Annotated in this window: 23 protein-coding genes; 19 read left to right on the forward strand and 4 right to left on the reverse strand. The window is 65.5% G+C overall.

Features of this window, described 5'->3' with window-relative positions:
* Window positions 1–17 precede the first annotated feature (17 nt).
* Complete coding sequence (locus NUU27_RS00220; RefSeq protein ID WP_257760013.1) at window positions 18–983, reverse strand: PDR/VanB family oxidoreductase; 966 nt, start codon at window positions 981–983, stop codon at window positions 18–20.
* A gap of 298 nt (window positions 984–1,281) precedes the next feature.
* On the opposite strand from NUU27_RS00220, the gene NUU27_RS00225 reads away from it, so the two are divergent.
* The 11 genes from NUU27_RS00225 to NUU27_RS00275 all read left to right on the forward strand — a co-directional run bounded on the left by NUU27_RS00225 (window position 1,282) and on the right by NUU27_RS00275 (window position 10,795).
* The gene (locus NUU27_RS00225; protein WP_257760014.1) at window positions 1,282–2,217 is read left to right on the forward strand and encodes a TRAP transporter substrate-binding protein; all 936 of its coding nucleotides are present in this window, start codon (window positions 1,282–1,284) and stop codon (window positions 2,215–2,217) included.
* Between the two features lie 26 nt (window positions 2,218–2,243).
* A complete protein-coding gene (locus NUU27_RS00230) occupies window positions 2,244–2,726 on the forward strand; it encodes a TRAP transporter small permease (RefSeq protein ID WP_257760015.1) in 483 nt (160 codons plus the stop codon).
* Window positions 2,726–4,012: a TRAP transporter large permease gene (locus NUU27_RS00235; RefSeq protein WP_257760016.1), complete on the forward strand. Its 1,287-nt coding sequence runs from the start codon at window positions 2,726–2,728 to the stop codon at window positions 4,010–4,012. The genes NUU27_RS00230 and NUU27_RS00235 overlap by 1 nt, the downstream gene beginning before the upstream one ends.
* Before the next feature lie 10 nt (window positions 4,013–4,022).
* Window positions 4,023–4,544 carry a MarR family winged helix-turn-helix transcriptional regulator gene (locus tag NUU27_RS00240; protein WP_257760017.1) on the forward strand — a complete coding sequence of 174 codons (522 nt, stop codon included), beginning with the start codon at window positions 4,023–4,025 and terminating at the stop codon, window positions 4,542–4,544.
* Window positions 4,541–5,005: a RidA family protein gene (locus tag NUU27_RS00245; RefSeq protein WP_257760018.1), complete on the forward strand. Its 465-nt coding sequence runs from the start codon at window positions 4,541–4,543 to the stop codon at window positions 5,003–5,005. Before NUU27_RS00240 ends, NUU27_RS00245 begins: the two co-directional genes overlap by 4 nt.
* The gene (locus tag NUU27_RS00250; RefSeq protein ID WP_257760019.1) at window positions 5,002–6,078 is read left to right on the forward strand and encodes an NAD/NADP-dependent octopine/nopaline dehydrogenase family protein; all 1,077 of its coding nucleotides are present in this window, start codon (window positions 5,002–5,004) and stop codon (window positions 6,076–6,078) included. Before NUU27_RS00245 ends, NUU27_RS00250 begins: the two co-directional genes overlap by 4 nt.
* Window positions 6,078–7,061, forward strand: coding sequence for a 3-hydroxybutyryl-CoA dehydrogenase (locus NUU27_RS00255; RefSeq protein ID WP_257760020.1), 984 nt, complete (start codon window positions 6,078–6,080; stop codon window positions 7,059–7,061). The genes NUU27_RS00250 and NUU27_RS00255 overlap by 1 nt, the downstream gene beginning before the upstream one ends.
* Before the next feature lie 67 nt (window positions 7,062–7,128).
* Window positions 7,129–8,142 (forward strand): TRAP transporter substrate-binding protein DctP, encoded by a 1,014-nt coding sequence (dctP, locus tag NUU27_RS00260; protein WP_257760021.1) that lies wholly within the window; start codon window positions 7,129–7,131, stop codon window positions 8,140–8,142.
* Between the two features lie 62 nt (window positions 8,143–8,204).
* On the forward strand, window positions 8,205–8,702 hold the full coding sequence (locus NUU27_RS00265; RefSeq protein ID WP_257760022.1) for a TRAP transporter small permease: 498 nt from the start codon (window positions 8,205–8,207) through the stop codon (window positions 8,700–8,702).
* Window positions 8,702–10,018, forward strand: a complete 1,317-nt coding sequence (locus tag NUU27_RS00270; protein ID WP_257760023.1) for a TRAP transporter large permease — start codon at window positions 8,702–8,704, stop codon at window positions 10,016–10,018. Before NUU27_RS00265 ends, NUU27_RS00270 begins: the two co-directional genes overlap by 1 nt.
* 3 nt (window positions 10,019–10,021) lie before the next feature.
* Window positions 10,022–10,795: an aspartate/glutamate racemase family protein gene (locus NUU27_RS00275; RefSeq protein ID WP_257760024.1), complete on the forward strand. Its 774-nt coding sequence runs from the start codon at window positions 10,022–10,024 to the stop codon at window positions 10,793–10,795.
* A gap of 37 nt (window positions 10,796–10,832) precedes the next feature.
* Here the strand turns inward: NUU27_RS00275 and NUU27_RS00280 are convergent, their stop codons facing one another.
* The 3 genes from NUU27_RS00280 to NUU27_RS00290 all read right to left on the reverse strand — a co-directional run bounded on the left by NUU27_RS00280 (window position 10,833) and on the right by NUU27_RS00290 (window position 13,389).
* Entirely contained in the window at window positions 10,833–11,309 is a 477-nt protein-coding gene (locus NUU27_RS00280) for a group III truncated hemoglobin (RefSeq protein WP_257760025.1), read from the reverse strand.
* A gap of 164 nt (window positions 11,310–11,473) precedes the next feature.
* Window positions 11,474–12,298 (reverse strand): transporter substrate-binding domain-containing protein, encoded by an 825-nt coding sequence (locus NUU27_RS00285; protein WP_257760026.1) that lies wholly within the window; start codon window positions 12,296–12,298, stop codon window positions 11,474–11,476.
* Between the two features lie 161 nt (window positions 12,299–12,459).
* Entirely contained in the window at window positions 12,460–13,389 is a 930-nt protein-coding gene (locus tag NUU27_RS00290) for a LysR family transcriptional regulator (protein WP_257760027.1), read from the reverse strand.
* Between the two features lie 147 nt (window positions 13,390–13,536).
* Here NUU27_RS00290 and NUU27_RS00295 point away from each other — a divergent pair, with 147 nt between their 5' ends.
* The 8 genes from NUU27_RS00295 (at window position 13,537) to NUU27_RS00330 (ending at window position 21,105) form a co-directional block, all read left to right on the forward strand.
* Entirely contained in the window at window positions 13,537–14,724 is a 1,188-nt protein-coding gene (locus NUU27_RS00295; protein WP_257760028.1) for an FAD-binding oxidoreductase, read from the forward strand.
* Window positions 14,721–15,026 (forward strand): (2Fe-2S)-binding protein, encoded by a 306-nt coding sequence (locus NUU27_RS00300; protein ID WP_257760029.1) that lies wholly within the window; start codon window positions 14,721–14,723, stop codon window positions 15,024–15,026. The genes NUU27_RS00295 and NUU27_RS00300 overlap by 4 nt, the downstream gene beginning before the upstream one ends.
* Window positions 15,019–16,371 (forward strand): FAD-dependent oxidoreductase, encoded by a 1,353-nt coding sequence (locus NUU27_RS00305; RefSeq protein WP_257760030.1) that lies wholly within the window; start codon window positions 15,019–15,021, stop codon window positions 16,369–16,371. The genes NUU27_RS00300 and NUU27_RS00305 overlap by 8 nt, the downstream gene beginning before the upstream one ends.
* Window positions 16,368–17,765, forward strand: a complete 1,398-nt coding sequence (locus tag NUU27_RS00310; protein WP_257760031.1) for an aldehyde dehydrogenase family protein — start codon at window positions 16,368–16,370, stop codon at window positions 17,763–17,765. The genes NUU27_RS00305 and NUU27_RS00310 overlap by 4 nt, the downstream gene beginning before the upstream one ends.
* A gap of 12 nt (window positions 17,766–17,777) precedes the next feature.
* On the forward strand, window positions 17,778–18,527 hold the full coding sequence (locus tag NUU27_RS00315; RefSeq protein ID WP_257760032.1) for a dihydrodipicolinate reductase C-terminal domain-containing protein: 750 nt from the start codon (window positions 17,778–17,780) through the stop codon (window positions 18,525–18,527).
* Between the two features lie 22 nt (window positions 18,528–18,549).
* Entirely contained in the window at window positions 18,550–19,467 is a 918-nt protein-coding gene (dapA, locus tag NUU27_RS00320) for a 4-hydroxy-tetrahydrodipicolinate synthase (protein ID WP_257760033.1), read from the forward strand.
* Window positions 19,468–19,647: 180 nt separating this feature from the next.
* Entirely contained in the window at window positions 19,648–20,313 is a 666-nt protein-coding gene (locus NUU27_RS00325; protein ID WP_257760034.1) for an amino acid ABC transporter permease, read from the forward strand.
* 12 nt (window positions 20,314–20,325) lie between these two features.
* Window positions 20,326–21,105 carry an amino acid ABC transporter ATP-binding protein gene (locus tag NUU27_RS00330; RefSeq protein ID WP_374565098.1) on the forward strand — a complete coding sequence of 260 codons (780 nt, stop codon included), beginning with the start codon at window positions 20,326–20,328 and terminating at the stop codon, window positions 21,103–21,105.

Consider the following 21,105-nt stretch of genomic DNA (forward strand, 5'->3'; position numbering starts at 1 on the left):
TGGTGCGCTGTCCACGCCTAGAGGTCGAGGACCAGCCGCTCGGATTTGGCGCGAGAAACGCAGATCTGCATGACGTTGTTGGCGGCGCGCTCGTCGTCGGTCAGGATCACGTCGCGATGGTCGGGAATGCCTTCGAGCACCGTCGTCTGGCAGATGCCGCAATCTCCCCGCTGGCAATCATAGAGGAGATCGACGCCTTCGGCTTCCAGCACCTCGATGATGGACTTGCCCGGCGGCACGGTGAAGACCTGGCCTGTCGAGCTGATCTCCACCTCGAAGGCCTTGTCGCCGGTCTCGGTCTGCGGTGCCTCGAACAGCTCGAAATGCACGTGGTCCTTGGCGAAGCCGCGTGCATGGGCGGTTTCGCGCACCGCTTCGATCATGCCGCGCGGGCCGCACACATAGATGTGGGCGTTCGCCGGCGCCTGGCCGATCAGCGCCTTCAGGTCGATAGAGTTGTCGGGTTCGTCGTCGCAGTGGATGCTCAGCTTGCCGGCATCGATCGCCGTGAGTTCGTCGACGAAGGCGAGCATCGGGCGCGAGCGGCCTGCATAATGAAAATCGAACGGGTGCTCCTTCGCCTTCAGCTCGGCCGCCATCGAGATCAGCGGCGTCACGCCGATGCCGCCGGCGATCAGCAGGACGGGGGCATCGGTGTCGGCGAGCGCGAAATCGTTACGCGGCATCGACGCGGTGATCACGTCGCCCTCCTTCAGGCCGTGCATGAAGCGGGACCCGCCCTTGCTCTCTTCCTCGAGCCGCACGCCGAGCCGGTATGCCTCGGGTGAGCGGGTCGCGCCCGGTGCCGCATGAACGTTGACGAGGGAATAGTGCCGGTCGCTGCCGTCGGGGAGGGTGACCCGGATATGCGCGCCGGCCGCGTAGCCGGGCAACGAGCCGCCGGCCTCGGCGACAAGTTCAAGCGTCCGGATCTGTGCCGTCGGCGCTTGCGTCTTCCGCACCTTGAGCCTGAGCTCGCCCATACCCGAAATCTCCTCCATCCGCGGGGACTTCGTTTGGCCTTGTCGTGCGCCGGCCTTCTCCCACGGGTCGCAAGAATATGAATTCGCATGTTTCTGCCTGTCAAGCTTCAAACTTAAAAAAGTGAAATTTCATCTTTTTAAGCTTGAAGAGCGGCGAAACTTGTGGAAGCCTCGGGAAAAGGGGAATGCCATCATGGAGGAACATAAGATGGCTAGCACGATAAAAAAGCTTGTATCTGCATCTATTATTCTGACCGGACTGAGCTTGAGCGCGACAGCGCAGGAGACGGTCCTGCGCATGTCGAATTGGCTTCCGCCCTCTCATCCCATCGTCAGGGACATGATGATCCCATGGGCCGAGAAGCTGAAGGAGGCGAGCAACGGACGCATCGAGGTCCAGATTCTCGACGCGCCGCTCGGTCCGCCGCCGGCCCACTTCGATCTCGCGGCTAACGGCGCCGTCGATCTCACCTACGGCGTCCATGGCTATACGCCGGGACGCTTCACCCTGACCGAGATCGCCGAGATGCCGTTCCTCGCCGACACGTCAGAAAGCCTCTCGGTCGCCTTCTGGCGGCTCTATGCGAGCGATCTTGCGCAGGCGGGTGAGCATCGGGGCGCCAAGGTGCTCGGCGTCTTCGGCCATGGCCCGGGCCTTCTCTTCACCAAGGGCAAGCCCGTCGAGCCGCTCTCCTCTCTGGCGGGCGCCAAGGTGCGCGTGGCCGGCAACATCACCAACAAGCTGGCCGAAGCCATGGGCATGGTGTCGATCCAGGCGCCGTCGCCGCAGTCCTACGAGATCCTTTCCGGCGGCATCGCCGACGGCATCTTCTTCCCCGTCGAATCCGTGCCGTTCTTCAAGCTGGAAAGCCTCGTCGACACGGCGTTGCGCGTGCCGGGCGGCCTCTACAACGTGTCGTTCTTCTTCGTCATGAACCAGGCAAAGTTCGACAGCCTCTCCGCCGAGGACAAGGCGGCCATCGAGGCGGTGTCCGGCGAGGCCTTCTCGCGCATGGCCGGCAAGGCCTGGGACGCGGCTGACGCGGCCGGGATGGAGGTCATCGGCGAGACGGTGACGTTCCACGACGCGACCGAGGAGGAGTTGGCCGAGCTGCAGGAGCGGACAAAGCCGATGTTCGACGACCTGGCGGCGGCGTACAAGGCGAAGGGGCTCGACTTCGACGCCATGCTCGCCAAGCTCAAGAAGGAAATCGCAGCGGTGGCGGCCGAATAATGGCCGCTTCCTCCGAGCAGGTCGCAATGCGGGCTCGGCGGTGGTTAAGACTGGCGACCGCAGTCCTTTGCGGCGCCTTCCTCGTCACGCTGACCCTCGTCACCGTGATCGACGTCATCGGCCGCTACCTGCTTTCAAGTCCGCTGCCGGGCGCTTCCGAATACACGGAGATCCTGCTCATGGCGATCGTATTCGTGGGGTTGCCGGCGGTGTGCCTCGATGACGGGCACATCAGCGTCGATCTCCTGACGGCGGGCCTGCGCGGCGCGGCCGAGAAGCTGCAGTTGATGGCCGCACGGCTCATCGTGTCGATCATGCTGGCCGTCGTCGCCTGGCAGCTCTGGAAGCACGGCTCTCAGCTCGCCAGCTACAACGAGGTCACCGTTTTCCTGCGCGCGCCGCTCGGGCCGTTCGCCCAGGTCACGGCCGTCATCGCCGGCATCTGCTCGCTCATCACCTTCGTCACGGCGCTGCTCAGATTGCCCAAGGGCGACGGCGGGGGCGTGTGATGGCCTGGCCGGTCGGCATGGCGGCGCTGCTCGCCCTGATCTTCGCCGGCGTGCCGATCGCCTTCGCGATGACTGCGGTCGGGCTCATCGGCGTGGTTTCGATCATCGGCTGGCAGCCAGCCCTGGCGATGCTTGGCCAGGTCTATTTCGACAGTGGCCGCAGCTATACGCTGTCCGTCGTTCCCCTGTTCCTGCTGATGGGCAATCTGGTCGTCCAGTCGGGCGTGGCGGGGGACCTCTATGCGGCCGCCAATGCCTGGCTGAGGCACCGCAAGGGAGGGCTCGCCATGGCGACCATCGTCGCCTGCGGAGGCTTTTCCTCGGTCTGCGGTTCCTCGCTCGCCACCACCGCGACCATGGCCCGCATCTCGCTGCCGGCCATGCGCAAATACGGTTACTCGGACCGCCTGGCGGCGTCCTCCATCGCCGCCGGCGGCACGCTCGGCATTCTCATCCCGCCTTCGGTGATCCTGGTCATCTACGGCATCCTGACCCAGCAGAACATCGGCAAGCTGTTTCTGGCGGGCATTCTGCCCGGCCTGATCGGCATCGTCGGCTACATGATCGCCGTTCGCCTGTCGCTGGCCGTCTATCGCGAGCATCTGGAAACGGAAGCGAAGCTGCCGCTTGCAGACCGTCTCCGCGCCTTGCGCGGCGTCGTCTGGGCGCTGGGCCTGTTCGTGTTCGTCCTCGGCGGCATCTATCTTGGCATCTTCACGGCGACCGAGGCTGCCGGAATGGGGGCGGGCGGGGCCTTTCTTCTGACCTTCATGCGCGGACGGCTGACGTTGAAGGACACGCTGGCGACGCTGTTCGACACGGCCAAGACGACCGCGGTGATGTTCTTCATCCTGTTCGGCGCGCTCTACTTCCTCAACTATGTCAATTTCTCCGGACTGACCGGCGACTTGAGAACCTGGATCAACGCGCTCGGCGTCGGTCCCTACCCGGTCATCCTGATGATCGTCGTCATCTATCTGGTACTGGGCTGCCTGCTGGAGAGCATCTCGATGATCACGCTGACGGTGCCGATCCTGTTCCCCATCGTTACCGGCCTCGGCTTCGATCCGATCTGGTTCGGCATCTTCGTGGTGATCGCCACCGAGCTGAGCTTCATAACGCCGCCCATCGGCATGAATGTTTTCGTCATGCGCACCGTCGCGCCGGACATCCCGATCGAGCGCATCTTCGCCGGGATCGTCCCCTTCGTCGTGATGGACATCGTCCGCCTCGGGCTGCTGATCGCGATCCCCGCCATGGCCCTTCTGATCCCGAATTCCATGTGATGGTGCGCCGATGAACACGATCGCGAAAAAGCAGGAAGGGGTCGATGTTTCGGACAGCAAGGGGTTTGTCGGCGGGTACCTGCTCTATCTTCTGGCCGCCGCCAGCGATGCCGCCAGCGCGGATTTTCATGCCCGGGTGCGGGCGCGCGGGCTCAAGGCGCCTGAATGGCGGATCCTCGCCTGCCTCAGCGACGAGGACGGGCAGATGGTCACCCAGCTCGCGCAGCTCTCGCTGATCGAACAGTCGCATCTGACCAAGATCGTCGATCAGATGGCCGTCAAGGGGCTGGTCAAGCGGCGCAGCGATGCCCGCGACCGCCGCCGCGTCCGCGTCTATCTGACGGACAGCGGCCGTCTGCTCGGCGCCGAGCTGGTCGAGGCGGCAAGGGCGCATGAGCGCTCGATCGTCCGGCAGATGCGGCCGGGCGAGGCGGCGCTCCTGAAGGAGGCGCTGAAGCACATTCACGCGCTTTATCGGGCCGGAGGGGGTGTCCCGGTCGCGCTTGAGGAGACGGAGGAGACCTCACGATGAACGGAACGACAAACCCGGCCGACAGCCAGAGCGCCGGGCTTCTGCACCATGTGCTCCAGCCGCAGGGCTGGCCGGTGCCGAAGGGCTATGCCAACGCGGTCATGACCGATGGCGGAACGATCTACACCGGCGGGCTGGTCGGCTGGGATGCTGAAGGGCGTTTCCCCGACGGGTTCGTGGCGCAGGCGCATCAGACCTTCCGCAACATCCGCGAAGTGCTGTCGGTGGCCGGCGCCGGCCCGGAGCATCTGACCAGGCTCACCTGGTATGTCACGAGCATCGAGGAGTACCTGGCCGATCCGAAGGGGCTCGGGCAGGCCTACCGGGACGTCTTCGGCCGCTGCTTCCCTGCGATGGCGACCGTGGAGGTGACGCGCCTGGTGGAAGCGGATGCGCTGGTCGAGATCGAGGCCACGGCGGTCTTGCCGATCAGCCGGGCCAATGGAGGGAAGCGGGCATGAAGATAGCAGTGCTGGGTGGCGGCAACGGATCCTACGCGGCGGCGGCCGATTTCGCCGAGGGCGGCCATGAGGTGCGCTGGTGGCGGCGCGATCGCGAGAGCTTCGCCGATGTTGCCGCCGCGGGCGGCATCACGCTGACCGATCACAAGGGCAGCCGCCCGGTCGCCGTCGTGCCGACCGACGATCTGGCGGCGGCGGTGAAGGGGGCGGAACTGATCGTCGCGCCGACGCCGGCCTTCGCCCAGGAAAGCATCGCCGCCCGGCTCGCACCGATCCTGGAAGACGGGCAGGTGATCTACCTGCCTCCCGGCACGTTCGGGTCCTACATCATGATGAAGCGGATCCGGGAGGCGGGGTCCACGGCGGACATTGCCATCGCCGAGACGGGAACGCTTCCATGGCTGACGCGCAAGCAGGGGCCGCTTGAGGTGCGCGTGACGACGCGCGCATCGCGGCTGCCGACCGGTGTCCTGCCGGCGCGGCACACGGACCGTGCGATTGCGGTGATCGCCGCAGCGTTTCCGGCCTCCATCGAGCCGGTCGAGGACGCACTGTCGGGCGCGCTGATGAATGCAGGCCCGATAATCCATCCGCCACTGATCCTGATGAACGCCGGCCCGATCGAGCATTTCGAGCGCTGGGACATCCACAATGAAGGCACGCAGCCGGCCATCCGCCGCACCCACACTGCGCTTGACAATGAGCGCATAGCGATCCGCGAGGCGCTCGGCTACCGGGCGCCGCATTTTCCGCTCGCCGACCATTACGAGACCAGCGACTGGATGTACGGCAACCTCGCGCATGACAAGCTGGTGGGGTCGGGCGATTGGCACGAGACCCTCGACCTCAAGACCCACCGCTACATGCTGGAGGATGTCGGTATGGGGCTCGCCTTCCTGGTCTCGGTCGGTGACTGGGCCGGCATCCCGTGTCCGGTGGCTGCCGGCCTTTTGGCCATCGCCGGCGCCGTTGCCGAGCGCGATTTTCGCACCGAAGGCCGCACGATGGAGCGCCTCGGCCTGGCCGGCGAGAGCCGCGAGGGGCTGCAGGCCATGTTGCGCGAGGGGTTATGATGGGCGAGGGGCTGATCGTCACCTGCATCGGCGCCGGGCGCATGGGGCGCGGCATCGCCCAGTGCGTTGCCTATGCGGGGCATGCCGTGCGGCTGATCGACGCCAAGGAACGCGATGCCGCGGCCTTTGCAAAGCTTGCCCATGAAGCCCTCGAGGAAGTTCGCACGGCATTGCAGTCGATCGCCGCTCTCGGCGCTTTTGAAGCCGCGGCGATCCCGGCCGTCATGGCGCGCATCAGCGTGGTGCCGCGCGGCGAGGCGGCTGCCGCCATGGCCGGCGCCGGCCTCGTCTTCGAAGCGGTGCCGGAGGTGATGGAGGCCAAGCGCGATGCCTTCGCCCTGTTCGATGCCCATGCCGACGAGGCGGCGGTGCTTGCCTCGACCACCTCGACGATGCTGTCGACCGAGCTTGCGGGGTTGACCGATGCGCCGGCGCGCTTCCTCAACGCCCACTGGCTCAACCCGGCCTTCCTGATGCCGCTCGTCGAGCTCAGCCCGGCCGACGAGACCAGCGAGAAGACGCTGGCCTTCGTGAAAGGCTTCCTGGAGGGCATCGGCAAGGTGCCGATCGTCTGCAAGGCATCCCCCGGCTACATCGTGCCGCGCATTCAGGCGCTGGCCATGAATGAGGCAGCACGGATCGTCGAGGAAGGCGTGGCGAGCGCCGAGGATGTCGACAAGGCGGTGACCTATGGCTTCGGTCTGCGTTTCGGCGTGCTCGGCCTGCTGGAATTCATCGACTGGGGCGGCGGGGACATCCTCTATTACGCGAGCCGCTATCTCGCCGGGGCCTTCGGCGACGACCGCTACGCCGCCCCCGACATCATCGGCAGGAACATGGAAGAGGGGCGGATCGGCCTCAAGACCGGTTCCGGCTTTTTCGACTACACCGGTGTGGATGTCGACGCCTACCGTCAACGCCGGATGGCGGCGTTCCTGAAGGCGCTCGACCATGCGGGCCTCATCCGCGCTCCGGTTCTTTGAAGACAGGATCGAGGAAAGACTGAAACCAACCGGCGGAACAAGCCGGACAACCAGAGAGGACAGGACAATGCATCAGGGCAAGACACCGACCATCACCGGAATGCTGAAGAGGGGCCTTCTTGCGACGGCGCTGACAGCCGTGGCCTTCGTGGGGCAGGCGAATGCCGAGGAAACCCTGCGGGCGATCTCCGCCTTCCCGCAGTCATTGGCCTTTTCGCAGAGCTTCAAAGGGTTTGTCGACCTCGTGAACGAGCGCGGCAAGGGCATCGTCCAGATCAACTATGCGGGCGGCCCGGAGATGTTTCCGCCGAACCAGCAGGTCGATGCGGTGCGCCGCGGCGTGATCGACATGCAATATGGCCCCGCCTCCTACTATCTCGGCACGATGCCGGAGGCCGACGCCTGGGTCGGCTCCACGGTGACGGCCGCGGCGGCGCGTGAGAACGGCGGCTTCGCCATCATGCAGGAGGCGTTCTCCAAGAAGCTCGGGGTGAACCTGCTCGCCCACCTCGACACCGGCGTCAAGTTCTACATCTACACGATCAATGAGCCCCGGCGCACGGAAGACGGCGGGGTCGATCTCGACGGGCTGCGCATCCGCTCGCAACCGATCTACAATTCCTTCTTCGAAGCCATGGGCGCGATCCCCGTGTCCGTACCGGTTCCGGATGTCTATACCGGCCTCGAACGCAACACCTTCGACGGTTCGGGCTGGCCGATCGTCGGCATCCGCGACCTTTCCTGGGACAAGTTCCTGCGCTACCGCATCGATCCCGGCTTCTTCCAGACAGATCTTGCCGTCGTCATCAATCCGGCCAAGTGGGAGGGGCTCAGCGACGAAGCCAGGAAGGTGCTCAACGAGGCGGCCGCCGAGTATGAGAAGACCTCCTACGACAATTTCCAGAGCGTGATCGAGGAAACCGACAAGGCCGTGCGAGAGGACGGCATGCAGGTGGTTTCTCTCGAGGGTGAAGCGCAGGCGAAATTCCTCGACCTTGCCTATGACAGCGCCTGGAAGCGGATGAAGGACGCCGGCTCGGAATATTACGACGCGCTGCGCAAGGCCTATTACGACCGCTGACAACAAGACGGCGGATATCCAGGAAGGGGTGTCCGCCGCTTACCCTCGAAGAGCCGCGCACCATGTTTCTGCTTCGTATCTACAATTGGATCATCCTTGGCCTGGCGATGCTCGGCGCAGCCAGCCTGGTGTTCATTTCGGTGGCGATCATCGTCGACGTCGTGTTGCGCAACACCGGCTATCGCCCGTTCCAGTCCACCAGCGCCATCGTCGAATATGTGATGCTGTTCTCGACCATGGCGGCGGCGCCCTGGCTGGTGCGGACCAACGGGCATGTGGCGATCCATTCCTTCGTCGGGGCGATGCCGGAGAAGACCCGCCTCCTGGCGGGCCGCATCGTCCTTGCCCTCGCCATCCTGACGCTCGGCCTTCTGTGCTGGCGCTCTGCTGCGGTCGGCCTGGAGATGGTGCAGTCCCGCTCGGTGGACATGCGCTCCATCAACATTCCGTCCTGGGTGCTCTACGCGATGCTTTCGGTCGGCTTCGGCCTTATGGCGCTCGAGTTCCTGCGTCTTCTTATGCGCGGGCAAACCTATACGGGCAGCGGGGGAGCGCACTGATGGCCTGGTACGAAGCCGCCATGCTGATGATCGGCGGCCTGCTCTTCCTGATGTTCTTCGGCATGCCGGTGGCGATCGCCTTCCTGACCATCAACATCGTCGGCGTCTACATCTTCATGGGCGGCATGATCGGCATCGATCAGCTCGTCGCCAACGCCACCACCTCGGTGACCAGCTTCGCGCTGGTGCCCGTCCCCTTGTTCCTCATCATGGGCGAGCTGCTGTTTCACACCGGGCTCGCCATCCGCGTGTTCGATGCGCTGGACAAGTGTTTCGGCGGCGTGAAGGGAAGGCTCTCCTACCTGACGGTCGGCGGCGGTACGATCTTCGCCACGCTGTCCGGCTCCTCCATGGCCAACACGGCCATGCTCGGCACGACGCTGATGCCGGACATGATCCGGCGCGGATACAAGCCGCACATGATCATGGGCCCGATCCTCGCCACGGGAGGGCTTGCTATGATCATCCCGCCCTCTTCGCTCGCCGTGCTCCTGGGGTCGCTGGCCCGCATCGACGTGGGCGCGCTGCTGATCGCCGGTCTCGTGCCCGGTCTTGTGCTGGCCCTCCTGTTCATCGCCACCATCCGCCTGCAGATCGCCGTCGATCCCGAGGCCGCACCGGGCTACGCGGCGGAGCGGGCAAGCCTGGCCGAGATCGCCCGGGCACTTCTCGTCGACGTGTTGCCGATGGGGATCGTCGTCTTCTCGGTCGTCGGCCTCATCCTGCTCGGCTGGGCGACGCCGACGGAATCGGCGGCCTTCGGCGCCCTGTCGGTGGTGGCGCTGGCGGCGGTCTATCGCTCGCTCAGCTGGGACGCGGTCGTGAGGTCGCTCACCGGCACGCTGAAGGTCTCGGCCATGATGCTGATGATCATCGTCGGCTCGACGACATTCTCGCAGATCCTCGCCTTTTCGGGGGCTTCGTCCGGGCTGATCGCGTTTGCAACCAGCTTCGAGCTCGACGCCTATCTGGTGCTGGCCATCATGTTCCTGGTGCTGTTGGTCCTCGGCATGTTCATGGATCAGCTCTCGATCATGATGCTCACGCTGCCGATCTTCATGCCGCTGGTCGGGCTTTACGGGTTCGATCCGATCTGGTTCGGCGTCATCATGCTTCTGGCGCTGGAGCTCAGCCTCGCCACACCGCCTTTCGGCCTGCTGCTGTTCGTCATGGTCGGCGTCAGCCCCAACGGCACCACCATCGGCCAGGTGGCGCGGGCGGCGTTTCCCTATATCTGCTGCACCGTTCTGCTCGTCGTTCTTCTCACGCTGTTCCCGCAACTGGCCCTGTGGCTTCCCGGTTTGATCAGGAGTTGACGCATGAAGATCTGGTATCAGAGCTATGTCGATTACGAGCACGGCGCCGGTTACTGGGACGAGCTGCGCAAGCATCTCGACGCGATCGTCGACCCGGGCACGCAGATCGACATCAAGGGCATCACGCCGCATGACAGCTATGCCCATGCCATCGTCGAGTTCCGCTGCGCCCGCGAGGTGATCTGCAATGCGGTGAGGGCCGAGCGGGAGGGATACGACGCCTTCATCATCGGTCATTTCCAGGATGCGGGCCTCTACGAGGCGCGCTCGGTGGTCGATATTCCGGTGCTCGGCATGGGCGAGGCATCGATGCTCCATGCCTGCCAGCTCGGCCAGCGCTCGGGCATCGTCACGATCAACCGCCGTTACATTCCCTGGTTCCACCACCAGATCGGCAAATACGGGCTGAAGGAGCGCGTGACGGGCGTCCACGCCATGGATTTCGAACCCGGCCAGATCCTCGCCGCCTTCGGTTCTGATGAACGGCTCGAGACGGTACGGGCGCTATTCGAGACACAGGCCAGGCCGCTGGTGGAGCAGGGTGTGGACGTTCTTATCCCTGGCGGGGGTATTCCCATGCTTCTGTTTTCGCAATTGCAGGCGCATCGGGTCGACGGCGCGCCGGTGATCAACGGCATCCCGATCGTGGTCAAGCTCGCCGAGACGGCCGTCAAGCTGCGGCGTCTCTGCGGCCTCGGCATCAGCCGCACCTCCGATTACGTGAAGCCCCCGATGGAGATCATCGAGGAATTCATGACCAACCCGAAGGGGCTGTGAAGGATCCGGCGGCAGGTTTCGCCTCGACCGCAGCCTGTCACCGGGCGGGTGGCAGTTCTCCGGCTTTTGAAGACCGATCCGCCTCGATCCCTGCCGCGGGCAGGCGGAAGAACATGGCGAGTTGCAGGCTCCGGGCGATCCGCTGCGCGCGTTCGACGAACACCGTTGCCACTTCTGGCTCGCACAGGTCGTCCACGGTTTCCTGGAAGATGCCGAGCCAGACCGCGAAATCCTCCGGCACCACGGTTTTCAGCTTCAGATGCGCGGGCACCGGCCGTCCCTGATAGCTGCCGTCCTTGAGAATGACCGCGCACCAGAAATCCGTCATCTTTTCCAGATGCGGTTCCCAATCGCCCTGGATCGCCTCGGCGAATATCGGCCCGAGACGCGCGTCGTGCCTCACGCGACCGTAGAATTCACGCACCAGGCGGCCGATGAACACACGATCCACCTGCGGATGAACGAGTGCCCGCTCAATGGGCGGAGGAACGGGCGTGGCATCGCGACTGCGCATGGCGCCTCACAGAGGTTCGATGATCAGCGTACCGTTTAAAGAAGCTCGGCGCGCGGCGGCAACCGGTGAATTGTCGCAGTGCCGAAACGACCGCGCAGTCGCAAACAAAAAGGCCTTCGCACGATCGTGCGAAGGCCAGTCGTTGGGATACGTCGTTCTCGTTATCAGCCGCCGAAGCCGAAGCCGGCCGGCATGTCGGTGAGCATCACGCCGAAGGGCTCGAGGCTCTTCAGGATCCAGGTCTGGTTGTTGCCGATGCGGCGGTTGTATTCGGCCCAGGCCGAGACGAAGCTCTTGAAGGTCTCGTCCGCACCATAGTTGACGGCGATGACCGACGGCGTGGAGAGCACGGGCGTCGGCACCTTGACGGCACCGATCGTCGGCGCCTTCTTGGCGATCACGAGGCCGTTCAGCATGGTGTTGACGAGCGCGTCCGCCTTGCCGGTGGTCACGGCCACGATGGCTTCGTCGCGGGTCTTGAAGCGCAGGATGTTCGCCTTCGGCAGATATTGCTGCGTCATCAGGTCCTGGGCGGAGCCGAGGTCGACGGCGAAGGTGTATTGCGGGTCGTTCAGCTCGTTCCAGCTCTTGCCGTTGAGTTCGTCCTTGGCGGAAACGAGGACGAAGCTGTTGTAGTAGGTCGGGTCGGAGAAGGAGACCGACATTGCCCGCACCGGCGTCGCGGTCACGGCGAACGCCATGTCCACCTTGCCGCTTTGCACGTCGAGAATGGCGTTGGCCCAGCTGGATTCGACGACTTCGAGCTTGACGTCCAATGTCTTGGCGATGTCGTTCGCCATGTCGATGACGAAACCCTGCCATTCACCGCTGCGCGGATCCTTGTTGAAATAGGGGACTTCGTTGAGGATGGCGGGAATGCGCAACACGCCGCGCGAGCGGATGTCGTCTATCGTGCCGGCGTGGGCGATGCCGGTCAGCAGCGACAGCGCGACCGCCGCGGCGCCGCAAATTCTGGAAATCAGGTTCATCGTCAGGTTCTCCATGGTTCCCCGAGAGGTGGTAAGGTCCGTTTCCGTACCTCTTTGCAAGGGGGCACGGCTTTTTCGGCCGGGAGACAGCCTATCCCCGCATGAGGCGGGGACAATGCTAGAGACGCGGAGCCACTTATTCGCTTTTTTGTATGTCGGGGTCACAGCGGCGGGTGCGTGAACTCGCCGCCGCGCGGCGGATCGAGGATGGGGCCGACGAGCTCGCGCTGGCAATCCTCGAAGAGCTGCTGCACGGTCGGGTGCTTCTGCAGGAAGCCGGCGCTGCCGAAATAGACGCGCACTTCGGGCAGGTTGTTGAGCTTCGCCGAGCTGATCGTTACGTCTTCCGGCCCGATGCACCAGGACGGGATGATCGAGAAGCCCAGCCCTTCCTCGACACAGCGCTTCACGCTCGAACTGCCTGAGGTCGAAATGACCGGTTGCACCAGGGCGCCGTCGCGGCTCAGGAAGTCGACGGCGAGGTTCCTCAGCGTCTGGCCCGGCTCGAAGGTGATGAAGCGGCGGCCCTCGGCCCATGAGGGGATGTCCTGCTGTTTCGGCGCTTCGCCCCATTGGCGGGGATAGACGAGGCTGAGCCGGTAGCTGCCGAGCAGTCGCTGCGGCACGACCGGATCGCCGAAATAGCGCTCGGAGATGCACACGTCGAGGCTGCCGTTCTTGACGAGTTCGGCCAACACCGTATCGCGCTCGTAGACGGCGAACTCCATCTCCGGGAATTTCTCGCGAAAGCGGGTGAGCACTTTCGGGAAGAGATAGAAGAAGATCGCCTGGGGCATGCCGACGCGTAGCGAGGAGCGCTGGCTCTCGATCAGCTTGGTCAGCCTTTCGAGCATGATGTCGAGTTCGGGATGGAGAAGATTGTAGAGCGCGCGGCCGCGCGGCGTCAGGGCGATGCGCTTGGCGCCCTGTTCGGATTCGATCAGCTTCCCCTTGAGGATTTGTTCGAGCCGTCGAACATGGTTTGCCGCCGACTGATAGCTGAGGTTCAACTCACGGGCGGCTCCCGAGAAGGACCCGTGGCGGGCGACCTGATAGAAGGTCTGGATGAGTGTAAGGCTTATCTCGGCCATGATCGTCTTTCCCCTTCCTGAACGCTTAAGGGGGCCACCCCTCCTATCCGATACAAATTTCGTGAACAAGCAAGGCCGTCATCTTGTATCGACGGCCGAAGCGGGCTGCCGCCAATATCCGGGCGTTAAAACCGTCCGGTCAGAAAAATGTCAGTCCGTGCTCCCTCCGCCTTCCCACATACCGTCGTGGTCGTCGGTTCCGGCATCGTCGGAGCGGCCACGGCCTATTTCCTGGCGAAGCAGGGCGTCGAGGTCCGACTGATCGAGGCCGTGGCTCCGGCCGCCGAGGCGACCGGGGCCGCAGACGGCGCCGTGTCGGTCGCCAGCAAGCGGCCGGGCCCGATGATGGCGGCGGCGCTTTCCGGCGTCCGCCTCTATCGCGAACTTGCCGAGGCAGGGCTCTTTTCCGGCCTCTTCAAGTCGCGGTCGACCTTCATCGTCGCGGCTTCCGAAGCCGAATGCAGCGTTCTCCAAACCCACGCGGCGGCGTTGTCGGCTGCCGGCGTGCGCGTCGACCTCCTGTCGCAGGCAATGGTGCGGCAGCGCATGCCGGCCGTGTCCGGCAGGGCCCTGATGGCCGTCGAAGTCCATGACGAGGGGCATGCGATCGGCTACCAGATCGTCCATCGCCTGCTGACGGCGGCCGGCATCGTCGTCCAGCGCCGCACCATGGTCGAGGGCATCCTGAGCGGGGCGCGGGCAAACGTCGTTCGCGGCGTCATGACGCAGCACGGGCCGGTCGAAGGCGATGCTGTGGTGGTTGCCGCGGGGACGGGATCGGGGCGGCTGCTGGGGCTCTCCGACGTGCTGATGCCCCGCAAGGGCCAGCTGCTTGTGACCGAGCGGGCTCCCGAACTCAACGCCGGCCTGCCCGGCGCCATCATGTCCGGCCGTTACCTTTTGTCGAAAGGCAGCCAGGGCGGCGGGCAGGGCGCGCCGGCGCGTGGGCTGGGGCTGGTGATCGACCCGCTGCGCACCGGCCAGTTTCTGATCGGCGGCACGCGCGAAGACCATGGCGACCGGCTGACCAACGATGTCGGTGCGGTTGCGCAAATCCTAAGGGATGCGGTGGCGCTCCTGCCCGGGCTGGCACATGTCCGGTTGCTGCGCAGCTTTGCGGGAAACCGCACCGCCGTGGCTGACGGGCTGCCGCTGATCGGCCGCGTGTCGGGCTGCGACAATCTCTATGTGGCGACCGGCTTCGAGGGAGATGGAATATGCCTCGGCCCGCTCACCGGCAAGGCGGTGGCGGACCTCGTCTGCGGAAGGGAGCCGTCCTTCGACCTGCGTCCGTTCGACCCGGCGCGTTTCGGCGTGCGCGAGGTGGCCGCATGAAACGGGCCACCTTTTCATGGCTGGGAAGGGACGTGCCCTTCCTGGAAGGCGAGAGCATCGCCTCGGCGCTGGATGCCGCCGGCCTTGTCTCGTTCGGTCCGGGCATGGTTGCCGGGGACACCCGATACTTCTGCGGCATCGGCGCCTGTCAGGGCTGCCTCGTCAGGGTGAACGGCGTGGTCCGCGAGGCCTGTCTCGCGCCGGCTTCCGCGCAAAGCCTGGTCGAACCGCTGGATCACGATGCGGGCGGAAAACCGCTTCACACTTTTCCTCATCCCGTCGCGGGGGGCACACGTGACTGAACCTGATGTGCTCGTCATTGGCGGCGGTCCGGCCGGCCTTTCCGCTGCCGTCGAAGCGGCGCGCGCCGGCCTTGCCGTGGAGCTCGTCGAGCAACGCGAAACGATCGGCGGCGCGATCTATCGCCAGCCGATCCCCGGTGCGAACCCCATGCCGCAGGCGGCGGCCGCAAAGGCCCGCTGGAACACGCTGTCGCGTGCTTTTGCGGAAAGCCGGGTTGCGACCCGCCACGCGTCCGTCTTCCTCGGGGTCGAGGCCGACGGGCTGGTGCTCGTCGACGATCGCCGCTCCGGCCGGGTCGCCTGCCTCCGCCCGAAGGCCGTCGTCCTGGCGACGGGCGCCGTCGAGACGGTTCACCCGCGTCCGGGCTGGCATCTGGCGGGCGTGTCCACGGTCGGCGGCCTGCAGGTGATGATGAAGGAGCGGGGGCGGGCACCGCAGGGCCGGGTCCTGCTCGCCGGCAACGGCCCTTTGCTGATCGCCGCCGCTGCGCAGATGGCGCGTCTGGGCAACCCGCCCATCGCTGTCGTGGAGGCCGGCGATCCCTTGCGGCGCGTTTGCGGAGGCGCAAGGATGCTCCGTTTTCCCGGTTTGCTTCGGGAAGCGGGGCGCTACCTGATCGACATGCGGCGCAGCCGGGTTCCCTGGCTTCGCGGCACAAGGCTTGCCGGCATCGAACGCGAGGGCGAGGCCTTTTCGATCCTCCTTGAGGATGCCCGCGGGACACGCCGGCTGAAGGCGGATCGGGTTGCCCTTCACGATGGCATCCGGCCCAATGATTTCGGCCTGCCGCCGGACCATCGCGGCGCGGCGCCCGGCCCGCTCGTCCTTCGTGCCGGCGATTGCCGGGAGGCGCTCGGTGTCCTGGCGGCCGAGGCCGACGGCCGCCGCGCCGGCAGGCTGGTCGCACAGCATCTGTCGGGCAAGGCGAAGGACGTGGCGGAGGCGGAGCGCGTCATCGCGCGCAACCGCGGGGCGCAGGCCACCCTTGCCGAGCTCTTCGCGCCTCTGCCGGGCACGATGCCCTTTGAGGACCTGCCGGATCATACGGTCCTTTGCCGTTGTGAGGGCAAGACCGTCGGCGATCTGCGGGCGCTGTGCTCGCGGCCGGACAGGCTGACGGGGCGCGAGGTGAAGCACAATGGGCGCTTTGCCATGGGCTCATGCCAGGGGCGGTTTTGCGCCGCCAACACGGCGGCCCTGATGGCGCGCATGCATCCCGCCGCCCCGCCGCCGGTGCCCGAAGATCTGACCGGCCGGCGCTGGCCGGCCCGCCCCGTTTCGATCGGCTCGCTGGTGCAGGCCGCTTCCCAGGACAACGAGATGACTGACGAGGTTCACAAATGATGCAGACGCAGCGCGTAACCGTTTCTCCCTATAAGGCGGTCGTCGTCCGCAACCCCTTCGACGGGTCGCTCGTCGGCGAGGTCGCCGAGGCAAGCCATGCCGAGATCGCGGCGGCGGTGCTTCGCGCCAGGCGGGCTCAGCACGACTTCCGTCGCTCCACGCCGGCCGAGCGCCGGGCGATGCTCAATGCGCTCGCCGCCGAGATCGCGGCGGACGCGGAAGGCCTCGCCCGTACCATCTCCTCAGAAATGGGCAAGACCATTCGCGAGGCGCGCAACGAGGTGCGGCGTGCGCAGAACACGCTGAAGCTTTCGGGCGACGCTGCGACCTTCCTCGATGGCGAGGTGCTCAATTGCGCGATCGTCGAGGGCGGTGCGGAGCGTCAGGCGACGGTGACCTATGAGCCGGTCGGCGTGGTCGGTGCGATAACGCCGTTCAACTATCCGCTCAACCTTCTCTGCCACAAGCTGGGGCCGGCGATTGCCGCCGGCAATGCGGTCGTCGCAAAGCCGTCGCCCAAGGCGCCGCTGGCGGCAGCGCGCCTGCGTGAACTGGCGCTCAAGGCAGGTTGGCCGGAAGATGTCTTCCAGGTGGTGCAGGGCGGTGCCGAAGCCGCGCTGTCGCTGGTCGCCTCGCAGATCGACCTTCTCTCCTTCACGGGAGGTCCGGCGGCCGGCCTTGCCCTCAAGAAGGCCAGCGGCCTCGTCCGTTGCCTGATGGAGCTCGGCGGCAACGACCCGCTGTTCGTGCTGCCCGATGCCGATCTCGACAAGGCGGTCGCCACCACCATCGGGCACCGCTTCGAGATCGCCGGCCAGAGCTGCGCTGCGGTGAAGAAGCTTTATCTGCACCGCGACATCGAGAAGGCCTTCACCGAAAGGTTGCTCGCCGCCGTGGATGCGGTCGAGTTCGGCGACCCGTCGCGGGAGGATACGGACATGGGAACCGTCATCGATCTTGCCGCCGCCGAGACCGTGGCGGAGCGGGTCGAAGCGACGCTCGCCTCCGGAGCGCGTCTCCTGCATGGCGGAACCCGCGACGGCACCTTGTTTGCGCCGACGGTGATCTCCGGCGTGGCGCCGCAGGCGCCGGTCATCGCCGACGAGACCTTCGGCCCGATCATCGCCATCCGCAGTTTCGCCGATGCCGGCGAGGCCATCGCCGAAGTGAACGCCGGTGCCTATGGGCTTCAGGCGGGGGTCTTCACCAATGACCACGCCCTCGTCAAGCGCTTCTCCCGCGATCTCATCGTGGGTGGCGTGATGATCAATGAAGGGCCGGATTTTCGCGCCGAGCACGTCCCCTTCGGCGGCGTCAAGCGCAGCGGTCTCGGGCGCGAGGGCGTGCGGATCGCGTTGCGCGAGATGTCCGAGCCCAAGGTTGTGATCGACTGAGGGAGGAGGATCATGCGGATCGCGATCTTCGGCGCGTCGGGACGGGTCGGCACGAAGCTGGTGGAACTCGTGCTTGCCAGTCCGGGGCTCGATCTGGTGGCGGCGCTCGTCTCGCCGGGGTCGAAGCTGGTCGGCTCGCCGGTCGCGGGCGGCAGCATCGAATACCGGCCGGCAGAGACGGCCATGAACACGCATTGCGACGTGATGATCGACTTTTCCACGCCGTCGGCGAGCCTTGCCCTGCAGGAAGACGTCGGCACGAAGCCGATCCCCATGGTGATCGGCACCACCGGCTTCGCCCCGGAGGAGCAGGAGCGGCTTTCCGCATGGTCGCAGCACCGGCCGCTTCTGGTAAGCGCCAACTTCGCCCATGGCTTCGAGGCGTTCCGGCTGGGTGCCGTGGAGTTCGCGGGCCGTATGCCGGACGCCGAGGCGGCGGTCGGCGAGGTTTATCACGCGCGCAAGAAGACGGAGCCATCCGGGACCTCGCGGCTCCTGGCGCGCAATCTCTTTGAAACCCGCAGCCGCGCCATGGGCTTCGCGGCCCCCGAGCCGCCGATTTCCGTGCGCCGCGAGGGCGACACGGTGGGCCTCAACGAGATCCGCTTCGACATGGGCTCGGCGGAGCTGATCATGACCTACCGGGTCCATGCGCTCGCCGCGTATGCGGAAGGCGCGCTCGCCGCTGCGCAGTGGCTGGTTTCCCACGCTCGAGGCCCCGGCCTCTACAGCCTGGTGGACAGCCTGATCGACCGAGGATGATGAGGACGAAAGGATGATGACGATGAACGAACTGGCAAAGCGCTTCAAGGGCGTGTTCACCGCGCTGGTCACGCCCTTCAGGGATGGCGCGATCGATTTTGCGGCATTCGACGCCCTGGTGGAGCGGCAGCTTTCGGCCGGGGTCGCGGGTCTCGTGCCGGTCGGCACGACGGGCGAGGCGGCGACGCTGTCCGACGAGGAAGCGGACGAACTCATCGCGCGCACCGTCCGGCTCGCCGGCGGCCGCGCCCTCGTGATGGCCGGCGCCGGAGCCAATGACACGCTGAAGACCGTCGACAAGGTGAAGCGTGCCGAAAAGGCCGGCGCCGATGCGCTCTTGATCGTGACGCCCTACTACAACAAGCCGACCCAGGACGGGCTGATCGCGCATTACGGTGCCGCCGCCGAGGCGGCGGGCCTGCCGATCATGCTCTATTCGGTTCCCGGACGCTGCGCCGTCGAGATCGCGCCTGAGACCTGCGCAACGCTTATGGAAAAGCACTCCAACATTGTGGCGATCAAGGAGGCCGGCGGCGATGCCGGCCGGGTGACGCGCCTGCGCAAGGCATGCGGCGAAGGCTTGATCGTCCATTCGGGCGACGACGGCCTGACGTTGCCGTTCCTGTCGCTCGGCGCGGTGGGCGTCACCAGCGTGGTGGCCAACATCGCCCCGCGCGAGATGGTGCGGATGGTCGAGGCCTGGCAGAAGGGGGAGGCGGCGAAGGCCCTGGCCCTCAACGACATGATCGCCGAGCTGACCGACGCCATGTTCATCGAGAGCAATCCAGGGCCCGTGAAGGCGGCGCTCGCCCTGTCCAACCTGTCGGGACCGGAGATGCGCCTGCCGCTGCTTCCGGTCTCGCGCGACAATCGCGAGAAGCTCGCCGACGTCCTCGGCCGCTTCACGTCTGCCGCGACCGCCTTCCAAGAAATGCGCTAACGGCTTCCAGAAGCTTTGCATTGTGTGCCGCAGATCGACATACGACAGTGAAAGGGCCGCCATTGTCCGCGATCGCGGCCGAAAACAAGGACAACGGGGAAAGAGGATGATCGCCAAGACAAGCAAAGCATGGCGCTGCCGGAATCTCTGCGCAGGCACCATGCAGGGACGGGGAGCGCGATGAGCTACAACTGGGATTTCCATTCAGTCTGGCAATATTACGATCTCTTTCTTCTGGGACTGTGGATCAGCGTCCTCTACACGTTCGGGTCGATCTTCTTCGGCGTCATCATAGGCTTCCTCACCTGCGCGGCGCGCCTGTCGCGCTGGCGGGCTTTGAACGCGGTCGCCCGCATTTATCAGGAAGTGTTCCGCTGCACGCCGCTCCTCGTCCAGCTTCTCTGGTTCTACTACGCCTTCCCGCTGCTCATCGGCGCCTCCATCGACAATCGCGTCGCCGGCATGCTGACGTTGTCACTCTATGTCGGCGCCTTCTATGCGGAGATCTTCCGCGGCGGCATCGTTTCCATCGATCGCGGCCAGCGCGAGGCCGCCGCCGCCATCGGCATGAGCCCCTGGCAATCCATGACGCGCATCATTCTGCCGCAGGCGCTGAAGCGCGTCCTGCCGTCCTTCATCAACCAGTCGGTGATCCAGTTCAAGAACACCTCGCTCGTGTCCGTGATTTCCGTCGCCGATCTTGCTTACATGGCTGCGGTGGTGAACGGGCAGACCTATCGGCCGCTCGAATCCTACACGGTGATGGCGGTGCTCTACATCCTGATGCTCCTGCCCCTGACGCAGGCGGCCGACTGGATCGAAAAACGGCTCCGGGTGAGCGACTGAACGGATGGAGGCATGAGCATGAACGCACAGATGCAGAAGGCTGCTCCCATCATTGAGGCGATCGACCTTCACAAGAGCTATGGCAAACACGAGGTCCTGAAGGGGCTCGACCTCAGTCTGGAGCGCGGCGAGGTGGTTGCGCTGATCGGCCCTTCGGGATCGGGCAAATCCACCTTCATCCGCTGCCTCAACATGATGGAGATCCCGACCGGCGGCATGATCCGGTTTCGCCAGAAGGCGGTCGGCGAGCGGTTCCGCGACAAGGGTGGCGAGATCGGCATCGGCACGCTGCGCCGCCATGTCGGCATGGTGTTCCAGCATTTCAACCTGTTTCCGCACAAGACGGTGCTGCAGAACGTCACCGAAGGCCCCATCGTCGTCTGCAAGACGCCGAAAAAAGAGGCTGAGGAGCGGGCCATGAGCCTGCTTGCCCAGGTCGGGCTCGCCGACAAGCACGGCGCCTACCCCAACCACCTTTCCGGTGGCCAGAAGCAGCGCGTGGCGATCGCACGGGCCCTGGCCATGGAGCCGGAAGTGCTCCTGCTCGACGAGGTGACGAGCGCGCTCGATCCGGAACTTGTGGGCGAGGTTCTGTCGGTGATCCGCGGGCTTGCCGAGAAGGGGATGACGATGGCGATCGTCACGCACGAGATGGCGTTCGCGGCCGACGTCGCAAGCCGGGTCCTGTTCCTCGACCAGGGCGTCATCGCTGAATCCGGCTCGGCGGAACAGGTCATCCTCAATCCTCAAAACCCGCGTCTGCAGGGTTTCGTCTCGCGCTTCAGGGGCTGA

This window comes from Nitratireductor sp. ZSWI3, from assembly GCF_024655565.1.
Lineage (GTDB): Bacteria > Pseudomonadota > Alphaproteobacteria > Rhizobiales > Rhizobiaceae > Nitratireductor.